Source organism: Cryptosporangium arvum DSM 44712, assembly GCF_000585375.1.
GTDB classification, from domain to species: domain Bacteria; phylum Actinomycetota; class Actinomycetes; order Mycobacteriales; family Cryptosporangiaceae; genus Cryptosporangium; species Cryptosporangium arvum.
Genome location: NZ_KK073874.1, coordinates 5725188 through 5739737, shown reverse-complemented (window position 1 = coordinate 5739737; position 14550 = coordinate 5725188). Strand labels below are relative to the sequence as shown.

Annotated in this window: 14 protein-coding genes; 4 read left to right on the top strand and 10 right to left on the bottom strand. The window is 71.5% G+C overall.

Annotated features, from left to right (window positions below; translation table 11 throughout):
* Window position 1 precedes the first annotated feature (1 nt).
* Genes CRYAR_RS26220 through CRYAR_RS26210 form a run of 3 tightly spaced genes read right to left on the bottom strand, consistent with a single transcriptional unit; the run spans window position 2 to window position 3845 of the window.
* Complete coding sequence (locus tag CRYAR_RS26220; RefSeq protein WP_035855872.1) at window positions 2–1015, bottom strand: ABC transporter permease; 1014 nt, start codon at window positions 1013–1015, stop codon at window positions 2–4.
* Window positions 1012–2493 (bottom strand): ABC transporter substrate-binding protein, encoded by a 1482-nt coding sequence (locus CRYAR_RS26215; protein ID WP_211247638.1) that lies wholly within the window; start codon window positions 2491–2493, stop codon window positions 1012–1014. Before CRYAR_RS26215 ends, CRYAR_RS26220 begins: the two co-directional genes overlap by 4 nt.
* A gap of 17 nt (window positions 2494–2510) precedes the next feature.
* Window positions 2511–3845: an LLM class flavin-dependent oxidoreductase gene (locus CRYAR_RS26210; protein ID WP_035855869.1), complete on the bottom strand. Its 1335-nt coding sequence runs from the start codon at window positions 3843–3845 to the stop codon at window positions 2511–2513.
* A gap of 88 nt (window positions 3846–3933) precedes the next feature.
* Here CRYAR_RS26210 and CRYAR_RS26205 point away from each other — a divergent pair, with 88 nt between their 5' ends.
* Complete coding sequence (locus tag CRYAR_RS26205; protein WP_035866451.1) at window positions 3934–4782, top strand: LysR family transcriptional regulator; 849 nt, start codon at window positions 3934–3936, stop codon at window positions 4780–4782.
* Window positions 4782–5294: a cupin domain-containing protein gene (locus tag CRYAR_RS26200; protein ID WP_063725765.1), complete on the top strand. Its 513-nt coding sequence runs from the start codon at window positions 4782–4784 to the stop codon at window positions 5292–5294. The genes CRYAR_RS26205 and CRYAR_RS26200 overlap by 1 nt, the downstream gene beginning before the upstream one ends.
* Here the strand turns inward: CRYAR_RS26200 and CRYAR_RS26195 are convergent.
* Entirely contained in the window at window positions 5272–6423 is a 1152-nt protein-coding gene (locus CRYAR_RS26195; RefSeq protein WP_035866445.1) for an acyl-CoA dehydrogenase family protein, read from the bottom strand. The two genes, CRYAR_RS26200 and CRYAR_RS26195, sit on opposite strands and share 23 nt — an antisense overlap.
* Before the next feature lie 78 nt (window positions 6424–6501).
* Between CRYAR_RS26195 and CRYAR_RS26190 the strand changes: the two genes are divergently transcribed.
* Window positions 6502–7320, top strand: a complete 819-nt coding sequence (locus CRYAR_RS26190; RefSeq protein WP_035866442.1) for an SCO6745 family protein — start codon at window positions 6502–6504, stop codon at window positions 7318–7320.
* Here the strand turns inward: CRYAR_RS26190 and CRYAR_RS26185 are convergent.
* The 4 genes from CRYAR_RS26185 to CRYAR_RS26170 form a co-directional block, all read right to left on the bottom strand.
* Window positions 7289–8422, bottom strand: coding sequence for a pyridoxal phosphate-dependent aminotransferase (locus tag CRYAR_RS26185; protein ID WP_051570971.1), 1134 nt, complete (start codon window positions 8420–8422; stop codon window positions 7289–7291). The two genes, CRYAR_RS26190 and CRYAR_RS26185, sit on opposite strands and share 32 nt — an antisense overlap.
* Before the next feature lie 62 nt (window positions 8423–8484).
* Window positions 8485–9084, bottom strand: a complete 600-nt coding sequence (locus CRYAR_RS26180; protein ID WP_035855864.1) for a MarR family winged helix-turn-helix transcriptional regulator — start codon at window positions 9082–9084, stop codon at window positions 8485–8487.
* Between the two features lie 22 nt (window positions 9085–9106).
* Entirely contained in the window at window positions 9107–9655 is a 549-nt protein-coding gene (locus CRYAR_RS26175) for a carboxymuconolactone decarboxylase family protein (RefSeq protein ID WP_035855862.1), read from the bottom strand.
* 180 nt (window positions 9656–9835) lie between these two features.
* A complete protein-coding gene (locus tag CRYAR_RS26170; RefSeq protein ID WP_035855860.1) occupies window positions 9836–10111 on the bottom strand; it encodes a hypothetical protein in 276 nt (91 codons plus the stop codon).
* Window positions 10112–10291: 180 nt separating this feature from the next.
* Between CRYAR_RS26170 and CRYAR_RS26165 the strand changes: the two genes are divergently transcribed.
* The gene (locus tag CRYAR_RS26165; protein ID WP_035866439.1) at window positions 10292–13666 is read left to right on the top strand and encodes a pyruvate carboxylase; all 3375 of its coding nucleotides are present in this window, start codon (window positions 10292–10294) and stop codon (window positions 13664–13666) included.
* Window positions 13667–13669: 3 nt separating this feature from the next.
* Here CRYAR_RS26165 and CRYAR_RS26160 read toward each other — a convergent pair whose 3' ends face one another.
* Both CRYAR_RS26160 and CRYAR_RS26155 read right to left on the bottom strand, forming a co-directional pair.
* The gene (locus CRYAR_RS26160; protein WP_035855858.1) at window positions 13670–13984 is read right to left on the bottom strand and encodes a winged helix-turn-helix domain-containing protein; all 315 of its coding nucleotides are present in this window, start codon (window positions 13982–13984) and stop codon (window positions 13670–13672) included.
* Window positions 13981–14466 (bottom strand): hypothetical protein, encoded by a 486-nt coding sequence (locus CRYAR_RS26155; RefSeq protein WP_035855854.1) that lies wholly within the window; start codon window positions 14464–14466, stop codon window positions 13981–13983. Before CRYAR_RS26155 ends, CRYAR_RS26160 begins: the two co-directional genes overlap by 4 nt.
* Window positions 14467–14550 lie beyond the last annotated feature (84 nt).

The following is a 14550-nucleotide window of genomic DNA, read 5'->3' as shown; positions in this document are numbered from 1 at the left end:
TCTAGACCCCTCGATGCGAGGCCGGCGTGATCTTGCCGAGCACCAGGTTGACGATCAGGTTGAAGCTCACGACGAGCACGATCGAGACGACCAGCACGCCCTGCACCTCGGGCACGTCACCGGCCTGGGCGGCGTCGTTGGCGAAGCGCCCGAAGCCCTGCAGGCCGAAGATCCATTCGGTGACGACGGAGGCGCCGATGATCACCGGGAACTTCAACCCGAGCACGGCCAGCGCCGGACCGACGCCGTTGGGCAGCACGTGGCGGACGAAGATCCGCCGGTGGCCCAACCCGCGCACGACCGCGCCGGTGACGTAGTTCTCCGAGTACGCGCCGACCAGCCCGGCCCGTAGCTGCCGGGCCACGTCGGCGATCGCGTCGAAGCTCAGCGCGAGCGCGGGCAGCATCAGGTGCCCGAGCCAGGGGGAGAAGCCGACCTCGAGCGGGATGTACCCGCCGGAGGGGAACCACCCCAGCCCGACCGCGAAGATCTCGACGAGCAGGATGCCGATCACGAACGGCGGCGCGATCGAGAAGACGGTGAGCACGCCGGTGATCGCCCGGTCGATCCAGGTTCCGCGGCGGAGCGCGGCCAGGGCGCCGAAACCGAAGCCGAAGACCACGCCGATGAGCATCGCGAGCACGGCCACCGACAGGCTGATCGCGAGCCCCTCGGCGATCAGCTGCGAGACGCTCACCCCGTTCGACCAGCTGCGGCCGAGGTCACCGCGCAGGACGTCGCCGAGCCAGTTCCAGTACTGCACCAGGAACGGCTGGTCGAGGCCCCACTCGTGCTCGATCCGGGCCACCGCCTCCGGGGTGGCGTCCTCGCCCAGCTGGGTGTGCGCCGGGCTCAGGCCGCTCAGGGCCCGGAGCGTGAACGTCACGAACGTCGCGACCAGGAAGACGGGTGCGAAGATCGCGAGCGAGCGGGCGACGGTGACCAGGACGCGGCCGGCCGCCCGTCGCGCCCTGACCCCCGACAGAACGAGCGGGGCATTCACCGCGATCGTCATCCGATCGTGACCCCGGTCCAGTCGATGTGCCCCGGATTGGCCGGCAGGGCCGAGACCGACTTGCTCTTGGCCAGCAGGTTCGGCGAGGAGTACGTGAACACCAGCGCCTTGCTCTCCAGGCCGGCGCGGGTGGCGGCCTGCAGCACCGAGGCGTAGTCCGGTGCCTCCAGCGGCGTCTGCCTGACCTTCGCGACCGCGGCCTCGAACCCGGCCGGCTGGTACGGCGAGCTCAGGTTAAGCGGGCCGTTCGGTCCGAAGTGCGCGGTGAGCGTCTGCACGGCCGAGTCGCGCCCGGTCGTCCCGTAGAGCGACAGCGTCAGGTCCTTGGCGAAGAACGGCGTCGCCCAGTTCTTGTCGACCTTGATGTCGATCGTGATCCCGACCGCGGCCAGCTGCGACTGGACGATCTCGGCCTGCGGGTCGGCGCTCGGGATGACGAGCGTGAGCTTGATCGGCGGGATGCCCTTCAGCAGCTCCTTGGCCTTGGCCGGGTCGTAGGCGTACTTGTCGGCCGACTGCGGGTCGTAGGCCACGTACTTCGTCGGGAACGGCTGGTCGGTGGACTCGCCGTAGCCGAATCCGAGCTTGTCGACGAACTCCCGCCGGTTGATCGCGTGGCGCACGGCGTCGACGACCTTGGGGTTGGTGAACGGCGCCTTGTTCACGTTGATGCTGATGTTGTTGGCGTTGAAGCCCGGCTGCACGAACACGTCCAGACCGGCGGCCTTGGCGGCTTCGGCGTTGTTCGGCGTGATGTCGGCGAAGTTGTAGACGCCGGTCTGCAGGCCCGAGACCACGGTCGCGGCGTCCGGCGCGGACACCAGCTCCACGTTCTCGATGTGGATGTTCTCGGCGTCCCAGTACTCGGGGTTCTTCTTCAGGACGGCCTTGGTGCCCGGGGTCAGCTGGGTGACGATGAACGGCCCGGCCCCGACCGGCTTCTGGTCGAGCGCGGTGGGGTCGGCCGCGGGGCTGGCCACCTGGAGCACCCGCTCGCCGAAGAGCAGCGGGATCTGGTAGTCGGTCTGCGTCAGCTGCACGACGACGTCGAGATCGCCGCTCGTCGTGACCGCCTTGATCGACGTCAGGTCACCGAAGAGCGCGGAGTTCTTCTGGGTCTTGGCGCGTTCGATCGCGGCCTTGACCGCGGCGGCGTTCACCGGGGTGCCGTCGCTGAACTTCAGCTTCGGCCGCAGGTGGAAGGTCACCTGGTCGCCGGTGTCGTTGTACTTCCAGCTCTCGGCGAGGTCGGGTACCGCGTTGCCCTTCTCGTCGGTCTTGGTCAGCGACGCGTAGACCAGCGCGAGTTCCCGGAACTGGGCGCCGCTGCCGGAGACCACCGGGTCCCAGTGCGTCGGGAAGTAGGACGTGGCCCACCGCAACGTGGACGTGCCGTCGCCGGAGGCGGCGGATCCGTTGCCGGCGCAGGCGGACACGGCCAGGGCCAGTGCGGCTAAGGCAACCGTGAAGCGGCGCATCGAGGTGCTCTTTCTGTTCATGAGACGGCGGACGCCGGCACGGCGGTGTGACGGTTGGCGGGGATGGGGAGCCCGAGGTTGCCGCGCAGCGTGCTGGCCTCGTAGTCGCTGCGCACGACCCCGCGCTCGCGCAGGATCGGCAGCACCTGGCCGGTGAAGCGGGCGAACTCCCGGGGCGAGTTCACGCTGATGCTGATCCCGTCGAAGCCCCCGCCGTCGAACCAGCGCTGGATCTCGTCGGCGACGGTCCGCGGCGAGCCGACGAACGGGGAGCGGTGGGCGGACAGCTGGTGCTCGACGACCTGGCGGAGCGTGAGGCCGTTCTCGCGGGCGTGCCGGGTGATCGCCTCGGCCTGCGTGCGGAAGCTGTTCGCCGCGTCCGCGTCGACCTCGGGGAACGGGGCGTCGAGGTCGTACCGGCCGAAGTCGTGCCACCCGAACGGGCGCCCGAGTTCGGCCAGCGCGCGGTCGAACGACTTCGCGGTCAGGATCGCGGTCTCGCGGGCGCGGGCTTCCTCGTCGGTGTCGGCGATGATCGGGAAGATGCCCGGCATGATCAGCACGTGCTCCGGGTCGCGGCCCTTCGCCGCGGCGCGTTCCCGCAGCTCGGTGCGGAACGCGGCCGCCTGCTCCAGCGTCGCCGCGTGGGTGAAGATCGCGTCGGCGATGCTCGCGCCGAGGTCGCGGCCCTCCTCGGAGTCCCCGGCCTGGAAGATCACCGGCTGACCCTGCGGGGAGCGCTCGAGGTTGAGCGGCCCGACCACCGCGAAGTGCTCCCCGCGGTGGTCGAGCGTGTGCTGCTTCGAGGGATCGAAGAACACGCCGCGTTCCTTGTCGCGCGGGAACGCGTCGGCCTCGTAGGAGTCCCACAGGCCCTGGGCCACCCGCACGTGTTCGAGCGCGCGGCCGTAGCGGGTCGCGTAGTCGAAGTGCTGCGCGCGGCTGTAGTTGCCGGCCGTGCCCGCGTCGCCGGTGGCCACGACGTTCCACCCGGCCCGCCCGCCGCTGATGTGGTCCAGCGAGTAGAGGCGCCTGGCGACGTTGAACGGCTCGTTGTACGAGGTCGTGATCGTGCCGACCAGGCCGACGTGGCTGGTGTGCACGGCCACCGCCGAGAGCAGGGTCAGCGGCTCGAGCCGGCTCAGGTAGTGGTTCGGCGAGTCCTTGGTGATGAACTGGCTGTCGACGATGAAGACGAGGTCGAACTTCGCCGCCTCGGCCTCCTGGGCGCGGGCGATGTACCAGCGGATGTCGACGCTGGCGTCGGCGGCGACGTCCGGCTCCAGCCAGGCGTTGTGCTGACCAGGGCCGCCGACGCCGAGGAGGATGGCCCCGAGCTTCAAGGTCTTCATGTCGAGTATCCTGATCAAGTAAGTAGGGAATGTCCAACGACGGATCGTGATCGCGACTCATCACGGATGCTGATCAATCGAGGTGGAGATGAGCCTGGACATCGGGCCGTTGCGCAGTTTCGTCGCGATCGACGACTGCGGCGGTTTCCAGCGGGCCGCGCGGTCGCTCCAGCTGAGCCAGAGCGCGATCAGCCAGCACGTCCGCCGGCTGGAGGCGGCGGTCGACCGGCCGCTCGTCGTGCGCCACGGGCGCGGCTCGCGGTTCACGCCCGACGGTGAGCGGCTGCTGACCCACGCCCGGCGGATCCTCGCCGTGCACGACGAGGCCCTGCACGCGTTCGGCGTCGAGGCGGAACGGGTCCTGGTGATCGGGTCCACCGAACACGCGGCCACCCAGCTGCTCCCGTGCCTGAGCGGGGCGTTGGGCGCGAGCACCCGGTTCCGGATCGACCGGGGCACCCGGCTGCGTGCCGCGCTGGCGGCCGGGGCGATCGACCTCGCGCTGCTGCTGGGCCCGGCCGACGAACCCCGCTCGGTGCCGGTCGGCGAGCTGGAGCTCACCTGGTACGCCGCCCCCACCTGGACGCCGCCCGCGCCCGGCCGGCCGATTCCCCTGGCCGCGTTCGACGACCCCTGCGCGCTGCGCACCCGTGCGCTCGAGACGCTCGCCGAGGCCGGGGTGCCGGCCGTGATCAGCGCCGAGTCCGCGCAGCTGGCCGGGGTGCACGCCACGGTCGGCGCCGGCCTGGGCGTGGCACTGCTGGCCACGCTCGGTCAGACCCCGGAAGGTCTCGCGCCGCGTTTCGACCTCCCGCAGGCGCGGCCGATCCCGCTGCACCTCGGGTTCCGGCCGGGCCTCGCAGCCGAGCTCGTGCGAGCGGCCGCGAGCGCGGTCGCGCGCCTGATCGACGTCGACGTTCTCGCGAAAGGTGCCTGATGAGCCACCCGTTCCACGTTCCCGCCGGTTCCCGGACGCCCAGCGGGGTCGTGCTCCCGGCCGACATCGACCCGTTCCACCGCCGGCTGCACCGCATCGCCCCGGCCGGCCTCGTCGGCGACACCACCCAGACCACGGGGATGCGCCGGCGCGAGGCGATCAGCGGCAAGACCGTGGGCGCGCGGAACCTCTGGATGGGGCAGACGCACGTCCCGGCGTCGACGAACTCGGCCAACCACCACCACGGCGCGTCGGAGACCGCGATCTACGTCGTGTCCGGCCACCCGGCGTTCGTGTTCCTCGACCTCGAGGGCGAGGAACCGGTGGAGACGCGGGTGCAGACCGCGCCGGGCGACTACGTGTTCGTGCCGCCGTGGGTTCCGCACCGCGAGGAGAACCCCGACCCGGACGCCGAAGCCGTCGTGGTGATCGCCCGCACCACCCAGGAGGCGATCGTGGTCAACCTCGACGAGCTGAGCTGGACCGGCGTCACCCCAGACCGCCCCGCTTGACCAGCTGCGCGGCGATGACGTTGCGCTGGATCTCGTTGGTGCCCTCGCCGACGATCATCAGCGGCGCGTCCCGGAAGTAGCGCTCGACGTCGAACTCGCGGGAGTAGCCGTATCCCCCGTGGATGCGCACCGCGTCGAGCGCGACCTGCATCGCGGTCTCGGAGGCGAACAGCTTCGCCATGCCGGCCTCCAGGTCGCAGCGCTCGCCGGACTCGAACTTCTCCGCCGCGAACAGGATCAGCTGCCGGGCGGCGGTGAGCTTGGTGGCCATGTCGGCCAGGTAGTTGCCGATCGACTGGTGCTGCCAGATCGGCTTGCCGAACGACTCCCGCTCCTGCGCGTAGCGCAGCGCGTCGTCGAAAGCCGCCTGTCCGACGCCGAGCGCACGCGCCGCGACCTGGATGCGACCGGTCTCCAGGCCTTTCATCATCTGGGCGAACCCGCGGCCCGGCTCGCCGCCCAGCACCGCGTCGGCCGGAACGCGCTTGTCGTCGAAGAGGAGCTCGCACGCCTCGACGCCTTTGTAGCCGAGTTTCGGCAGGTCCTTCGAGACGGTGAGGCCGGGGCCGGGTTCGACGAGGAGAACCGAGATGCCCCGGTGCTTCGGCTCGGCCTCCGGGTCGGTCTTGCACAGCAGCGCGATCAGACCGGAGCGGCGGGCGTTGGAGATCCAGGTCTTGGTGCCGTTGATCGTCCAGCCGTCCGGGGAGCGCCGAGCGAGCGTGGCCAGGTTCTGCAGGTCCGAGCCGCCGCCCGGCTCGGTGAGCGCCATCGTCGCCCGCAGCTCGCCGGTGGCCATCCGGGGCAGATACCGGTCCTTCTGCTCCGCCGTGCCGTACGTGAGCAGCAGCTTCGCGACGACGGTGTGCCCGCCCATCGCCCCGGCCAGCGACATCCAGCCCCGCGCGAGCTCCGCGGTGACGAGCGCGTAACACGGCATCGTCACGGGCGCCTCGCCCCACGGCTCCGGGATCGCGAGCCCGAAGACGCCGAGCTGTTTCATCTGCTCGATGAGTGCTTCCGGGTAGGTGTCGGCGTGCTCCAGGTCGCGGACGACCGGCTTGACGTCGCGGTCGACGAACTCCCGGACGGTCGCGACGACCTCGTGCTCTTCCGCGCTCAGCACAATGTTCTCCGGGGGTGTCCGATCGGGGTGGCCTCGTTCGTAGCGGGGATGAAAGGTTAACCGCCGAAGGAGTCGCCCCTCATGATCGCCCGCCGCCTCTACGACCTGCTCGAGCCGATCTGCCTGGTCACCTACTTCGAGGACGAGTGCAACGAGGAGCTCGCCGCGCTCGGCCACCGCACCTACTGGGACGGCTACTTCGCCAGCCGGGCCGGTGCGCTCGGGCGGGTGCCGGCGGAGGTCGTGCACGCGGCCTTCTACAGCTTCGCCGACGGCGAGGCCGCCCGGCACATCCCGAGCGCGTGGGAGACGATCCCGCCCGAGGCGTCGGTCGCCGCGCGCGAGCGGGGCAGCGCGGCGTCCCTGCGGCGCATCCTCGGCGACGAACTGGCCGGCTCCCCGGGCCTGGAGCGCGCCGCCGACCTCACGACGAAAGCGGCGTTCGGTGCCCCCACCGCGGGCCGGGTGATGTACGCCGGGATGCGCACGCTCCCGGTGCCGGGCGACCCGGTGGCCCGGCTGTGGCACTCCGCGACCGTGCTGCGTGAACACCGCGGTGACGGGCACGTCGCCGCGCTGGTCGGGGCGGGCGTCGGCGGCACCGAGGCCCACATCCTCTCCGCGCTCGACCTGGGCATCTATCCGGCCGAGTCGTTCGGGCGCGTGCACCACCTGCCGAAGGCACGGCTCGCCGCGGTCATGGCCGGGCTACGTGAGCGGGGCCTGGTCGACGCCGACGGCCGGCTCACCGATGCCGGCCGGGAGACGAAGCGACGCGTCGAGGTGCTCACCGACGAACTCGCCGCCCCGCCGTACCGGGCGCTGTCCCCGGCCGAGCTCGACGAGCTGATCGCCGGGCTCGAACCGATCACCGCGCGGCTGGTAGCCGCTTCTCGATGAACGGGGCCAGACGCGCCAGCGCCTCCTCGATGCCCGCGGTGGCGCCGGCGAACGAGATGCGCAGGTAGCGCCCGCCTTCGACCGGGTCGAAGTCGATGCCCGGGGCCACGGCCACGCCGGTCTCGCCGAGCAGTTCGTAGGTGAACCGCATCGAGTCGTCGGTGAGGTGTCCCACGTCGGCGTAGACGTAGAACGCACCGTCGGCCGGCGCGAGCCGGTCGATCCCGAGCGCCGGCAGGCCCTCGAGCAGCAGCGCGCGGTTACGCGCGTACCGTTCGACGTGCGAGTCGGCCTCGGCGTACGACTCGGGGGTGAACGCGGCGACGGCCGCGTACTGCGGCAGCGCGGGCGGGCAGATCGTGAGGTTGCCGGTGAGCCGGTCCACCGCGCGACGCAACGCCTCCGGCACGAGCAGCCACCCGAGCCGCCAGCCGGTCATCGAGAAGTACTTCGAGAACGAGTTGACGACGATCGTCTCGCGGGAGGTCTCCCAGGCGCACGCGGTCGCGGGGGAGCCGAGGTAGCTCAGGCCGTGGTAGATCTCGTCGCTGATCAGCCAGATGCCCCGCTCCCGGCAGTAGGTCGCGAGCGCGGCGAGCTCGGCGGCGTCGAGCACGGTGCCGGTGGGGTTGGCCGGGCTGGCCACGACCAGGCCGCGCACCGGCTCGTCCAGCTCCTCGAGCATCGCGACCGTGGGCTGGAAACGGGTCTCCGGACCGCACGGCAGCTCGACGACCTCGCAGCCCAGCGCGGTGAGGATGTTGCGGTAACACGGGTAGCCGGGGCGGGCCATGGCCACCCGGTCGCCGGCGTCGAACGCGGCCAGGAACGCGAGCTGGAACCCGCCGGACCCGGCGGTGGTGACCACGACGTCGTCGGGGGCCACGTCGAGGCCGTACACGCGGCCGTAGTGCGACGCGATGCCCTCGCGCAGCTCCGGGATGCCGAGCGCGACCGTGTACCCGAGCACCTCGGTCTCGAGCGCGGCCGCGGCGGCCGCCCGTACCGGCGCGGGTGCGGGCGTGGAGGGCTGGCCGGCCGAGAGGTTGATCAGGTCGCCCCGCGTGCGCGAGCGCTCGGCCGCGGCGGCCCAGACGTCCATGACGTGGAACGGTTCGACGCCGGAGCGGCCGGAAGGACCGAGAGAACTGTGCACGGTCCTTTTTATCTCGGTAGCTCGTGATCCGGGCAGGTCACCCGCAGCTCGGCGTCGCCGAACGGCTGGTCGACGAAGTCGCAGTGGTGCGGGCGATCGGTGCCCCGGTGCGCGTCGGGCACGTAGAAGCGGCAGGTCAGGCACATCTGGGACACGGGGATGAGCCGGCGGTCCTGCAGTTCGCGCATCAACGTGACCGTGCTCTTGAGCATCGTCGCGAAGTCGGCCTCGTCGAGCGTCTCCACCGCGCCGCTCAGCTCCTCGGAGGCGACGTTCACCCGGGCGGCCTCGGCCTCGCCGGCCGGCGTGAGGCTCAGCAGGATGACCCGGGCGTCGCCGGGGCTCTTCGTCGCGTCCAGGAGTTCCTTGCGGCGCAGGACCTTCACCGCGTCGGAGACAGTGGGCGGCGTCGACGCGAGCGCGGTGACGATGTCGCCCTGGCGCAGCGCACCGCGGCCGCCGTGCAGCAGCGTGAGGATGTCGGCCTGCAGCGGGGAGAGGTTGTGCGGCCCGGCGTTGCGCCAGGCCTCCATGCGGACGGCCTGGCCCAGCCGGGCCAGCCCCACCAGGAGCTGGCTGGCCGGCGGTGGTCCGGGCACGTCCGACATGGGATTCAACCTAGCGGGGCGGTCAGTGGCTGATGATGACGCCGGGGACCTCGGGGAAGTCCAGCGTCGTCTGGCCGACCGAGTTGAAGTAGTTCGTGAACGTGTTGAGCGCGACCGCGGCGACGATCTCGCCGATCTCCCCGTCGCTGTACCCGGCGCGGCGCACCGCGTCGAGGTCGTCGTCGCTCACGAAGCCCTTCGCGGTGATGACCGCCTTCGCGAACGTGAGCGCGGCCTCGGTCTTGGGGTCCGACGCCCGGGCGCTGCGTCCGGCGGCGAGGTCGTCCTCACTGACCCCGGCCTTCGCGCCGAGCACGGTGTGCGCGGCCAGGCAGTAACCGCAGTCGTTCTCGACCGCGGCGACGAGCGCGATCTGCTCCTGCACCCGGCCGGGCAGCTTGCCCTTCGAGAGGGCGCCGCTGAACTGCAGGTACGCGTCGAGCACGGCCGGCGAGGAGGCCATCGCCCGCATCATGTTCGGCGTGGTGCCGAGGGCACGCTCGACCTTGCCGAGCAGGGCGCGGGCCGGCGGCTCGGCGACGGCGGGGTCAACGGTAGCGAGGCGAGGCATGGCGCACGTCCTTCATTTGGCACTGCCAAGTATCTCTTGGCAGTGCCAACAATACGGCCCGGACGGCGTGCGGCAAGGGGGAAGTGACCGGGGTTACATCACTGGCGGTCGAGGCCGGAGAGCGGTGCGGCCGGAGGGCGGTGGGGCCGGAGGGCGGTGCGTCGCCCTCCGGCGGGTGGGTCAGCCGGCGGTGGCCGATCGGCGCAGGTCGTCGGTGGTGACGCGGTAGAACTTCAGCAGTTCGGCCGCGGCGCGGGTGCCGTGGTCCCCGACCAGGTCGGAGAGCGCGCTGATCGCCTCCCGGGCGTTCCGCTGGTCGCGGGCACCCTTCGAGTACGCGACCACGGCATCGTGCGCGCGCTGGACGCGGAGCTCGGACCGGGTGGGGAGGAGGGCGTCGATCGTGTCCAGCGAGGCGAGCGCGTGGGGGTCGAGGGGCGGGTCGGACGGCGTCATGTCCGGGTCCTTCCGTATGGGCGTGGACGGCCATGGTGTCCAGGTCTCCGATCCGGGCCCGAAGGTGCCTACGTCCGCTCATAGATCTCTGGTCACATAGGCCGTTCGGCGTTGTCAGCGGTGCTGAACTGGACAAGACTCGCGGTGACGTGGGGAGTTCCCGAGCTCCGGGGGAAGCTGATGTTCCGCAAGATGCTGGTGGCCAACCGGGGCGAGATCGCGATCCGGGCGTTCCGGGCGGCGTACGAGCTCGACGTCGCGACGGTCGCGGTGTTCCCGCACGAGGACCGCAACTCGTTGCACCGGGCGAAAGCCGACGAGTCTTACCAGATCGGCGAGCCGGGGCACCCGGTCCGCGCGTACCTGTCGGTGGACGAGATCATCCGGGCCGCGAAGAAGGCCGGCGCGGACGCGGTCTACCCCGGCTACGGGTTCCTCTCGGAGAACCCGGAGCTCGCGCACGCGTGCCGCGAGGCCGGCATCACGTTCGTCGGGCCGCCGGCCGAGGTGCTGCACCTGACCGGCAACAAGGCGCGCGCGGTCGCGGCCGCCCGGGAGGCCGGGGTGCCGGTGCTCCGGTCGTCCGCCCCGTCGGCCGACGTCGAGGAACTGCTGACCACGGATCTCGAGTTCCCGGTCTTCGTCAAAGCCGTCGCCGGCGGTGGCGGGCGCGGTATGCGCCGGGTCCAGGACCGCGACGGCCTGCGCGAGGCGATCGAGGTCGCGATGCGCGAGGCGGAGTCCGCGTTCGGCGACCCGACCGTCTTCCTCGAACAGGCCGTGGTCAACCCGCGCCACATCGAGGTGCAGATCCTCGCCGACGGCGACGGCAACGTCGTCCACCTCTACGAGCGCGACTGCTCGGTGCAACGCCGCCATCAGAAGGTCGTCGAGATCGCCCCGGCGCCGAACCTCGACCCGGTGCTCCGCGACCGCATCTGCGCCGACGCGGTGAACTTCGCCCGGCGCATCGGCTACGTCAACGCCGGCACCGTGGAGTTCCTGCTCGACGAGCGCGGCAACCACCACTTCATCGAGATGAACCCGCGCATCCAGGTCGAGCACACGGTCACCGAGCAGGTCACCGACCGGGACCTGGTCATCGCCCAGCTGCGGATCGCGTCCGGGATGACGTTGCCGGAACTGCGCCTCACCCAGGACGACATCACGCTCAACGGCGCGGCGATGCAGACCCGCATCACCACCGAGGACCCGGCCAACGGGTTCCGGCCCGACGTCGGCACGATCTCGGTCTACCGGTCGCCGGGCGGGCCGGGCGTGCGGCTCGACGGCGGCACCGTGCACGTGGGCGCCGAGGTCTCGGCGCACTTCGACTCGATGCTGGTCAAGCTGACCTGCCACGGTCACGACTTCGCCAACGCCGCCCGCCGGGCCCGGCGCGCGATCGCCGAGTTCCGCATCCGCGGCGTCGCCACGAACCTGCCGTTCCTGGCCGCGGTGCTCGAGGACGAGGACTTCCAGTCCGGCCGGGTCACCACCGCCTTCATCGAGGACCGCCCGCACCTGCTGCGTGCCCGCCCGTCGGCCGACCGCGGCTCGCGTGCGCTCCAGTACCTCGGCGAGGTCACGGTCAACAGGCCCAACGGCCCCCGGCCCGTCGTCGTCGAACCGTCGGCGAAACTGCCCCACTACGTCGATCCGGACGCCGAGGCGCCGGCCGGATCCGCGCAGCTGCTCCGGGAACTCGGCCCCGAACGTTTCGCGCGGAGGCTCCGCGAGCAGACCGCGGTCGCGGTCACCGACACCACGTTCCGGGACGCACACCAGTCCCTGCTGGCCACCCGGGTCCGCACGAAGGACCTGGTCGCGATCGCCCCCTACGTGGCCCGCACCGTGCCCGAGCTGCTGTCGCTGGAGTGCTGGGGCGGCGCGACCTACGACGTCGCGCTGCGCTTCCTCGCCGAGGACCCGTGGGAGCGGCTGGCCGCGATCAAGGCCGCCGCCCCCAACATCTGCACGCAGATGCTGCTGCGCGGGCGCAACACCGTCGGCTACACGCCGTACCCGACCGAGGTGACCGACGCGTTCGTCCAGGAGGCCGCGGCCACCGGCATGGACATCGTCCGCATCTTCGACGCCCTCAACGACATCGGCGAGATGCGGCCGGCGATCGACGCGGTGCGCGGCACCGGCACGATGCTGGCCGAGGTGGCGCTCTGTTACACCGCCGACCTGTCCGACCCCGGTGAGAGCCTCTATACGCTCGACTACTACCTGCGGCTGGCCGAGCAGATCGTCGACGCCGGTGCGCACGTGCTGGCGATCAAGGACATGGCCGGGCTGCTCCGCCCGCCGGCCGCGCGGACGCTGGTCACCGCGTTGCGCGACCGTTTCGACCTGCCGGTGCACCTGCACACCCACGACACCGCGGGCGGTCAGCTCGCCACGCTGATCGCGGCGATCGACGCCGGGGTCGACGCGGTCGACGCCGCCGTCGCGTCGATGGCCGGGACCACCTCCCAGCCGTCGCTCTCCGCGCTGGTCGCGGCCACCGACCACACCGGGCGCGCCACCGGGCTCTCGCTGGCCGCGGTCAGCGACCTGGAGCCGTACTGGGAGGCCGTGCGCAAGGTGTACGCGCCGTTCGAGTCCGGGCTCGCGTCGCCGACCGGGCGCGTCTACACCCACGAGATCCCCGGTGGCCAGCTGTCGAACCTGCGTCAGCAGGCGATCGCGCTCGGCCTCGGCGACCGGTTCGAGCTGATCGAGGACTGCTACGCCGCCGCCGACCGGATGCTCGGCCGGCTGGTGAAGGTCACGCCCTCGTCGAAGGTCGTCGGTGACCTGGCGCTGCACCTGGTCGGAGCGGGCGTGAGCGCCGCGGACTTCGAGAAGGACCCGGCGAGCTTCGACGTGCCGGACTCGGTGGTCGGCTTCCTGCGCGGCGAACTCGGCGTGCCGCCCGGGGGCTGGCCGGAGCCGTTCCGCACCCGGGCGCTGGAGGGCCGGGCCCCCGCGTCACCGAAGGCCTCCCTGACCGACGACGACCGCGACGGTCTGCGCACCGACCGGCGCCACACGCTCAACCGGCTGCTGTTCCCCGGTCCGACCCGCGAGTTCGACGCCCACCGGGAGCAGTACGGCGACACGTCGGTGCTCAGCTCGAAGGACTTCTTCTACGGCCTGGAGGAGGCGAAGGAGCACACGGTCGAGCTCGAACCCGGCGTCACGCTGCTGATCGAGCTGGAGGCGGTGTCCGGGCCGGACGAGCGCGGGTACCGCACGCTGCTCACGACGCTGAACGGGCAGCTGCGCCCGGTGTCGGTGCGCGACCGGTCGGTCGCGTCCGAGGTGAAGGCGGCCGAGAAGGCCGACCGGGCGAACGACGGGCACGTGGCCGCTCCGTTCGCGGGCGTCGTCACGCTGCAGGCCGACGAGGGCGACGAGGTGGCGGCCGGACAGGTCGTCGCGACGATCGAGGCGATGAAGATGGAGGCCTCGATCACCGCGGGCCGCGCGGGCACGGTACGGCGCCGGGCGATCGGCGCGGTGCAGCAGGTGGAGGGCGGCGACCTGCTGATCGAGCTGAGCTGAGCGCTACTCGGGCCGGGTGGTCGTCCGCCCGGCCCGAGCGGCGATCTCCTGCAGCTTGGCGACGTGGGCGCTGAGCGCGTCGCGGCCGGCGTCGGACAGCCGGATCCAGGTGCGGGGACGCTTGCCGACGTAGCCCTTGCGCACCTCGACGTGCCCGGTCTCGCTCAAGCTCGAGATCCGCTTCGACAGCGCCGAGTCGGTGAGCTGCACCGAGTCGCGCACGAACGCGAACTCCGCCCACTCGGTGGCGGCCAGCAGCGCCACGATCGACAGCCGCACCGGCTCCAGGAGCTGCTGGTCCAGCTGCGGCTCGGTCATCGCCGGACCAGCATGCGGTGTTCCCACCACGGCCCGGCGAACGCGAGCAGCAGACCGCCCACGATGGACACGACGAGCGCCAGGTGCGGAACGTCGAGCCGCATCAGGACGAGCATCACCGCGAGCGACCCCAGCGCGCCGATCAGGCCCAGGCGCACCTGACGCGACGTGCTCTGACGCCGCGGCTGGGTGCGCCGGCCGAGCATCCGGGTGCCCCACCGGGTGGTCGAGAGGACCGCCAGGACGATCAGTAAGCCGACGATCGTCGTGCCCCAGTCGTCGAGGAAGCCGGGCGCGAATTCACCGACGAACCCGTAGGCGATCACGGCGACGCCGCCGCCGATCCACCACCACCGCGACGAGCGCGAACCGTCCACCGACTGCTGCTTCCGCGCGTCGACGTCACGCAGGGCGTGCTGGGCTTCTTCGGGGGTCGGTACCGACATGATGTCCTCCAGCTTCTCGGGAAGTACTTTCTCCACTAGAAAGTACTTCGCACTTTCCGTAGGAGCAAGTACTTCCCGACATCGCGGTCGGTCCGGAGAGCTCCACAGTCGGCGGACGAC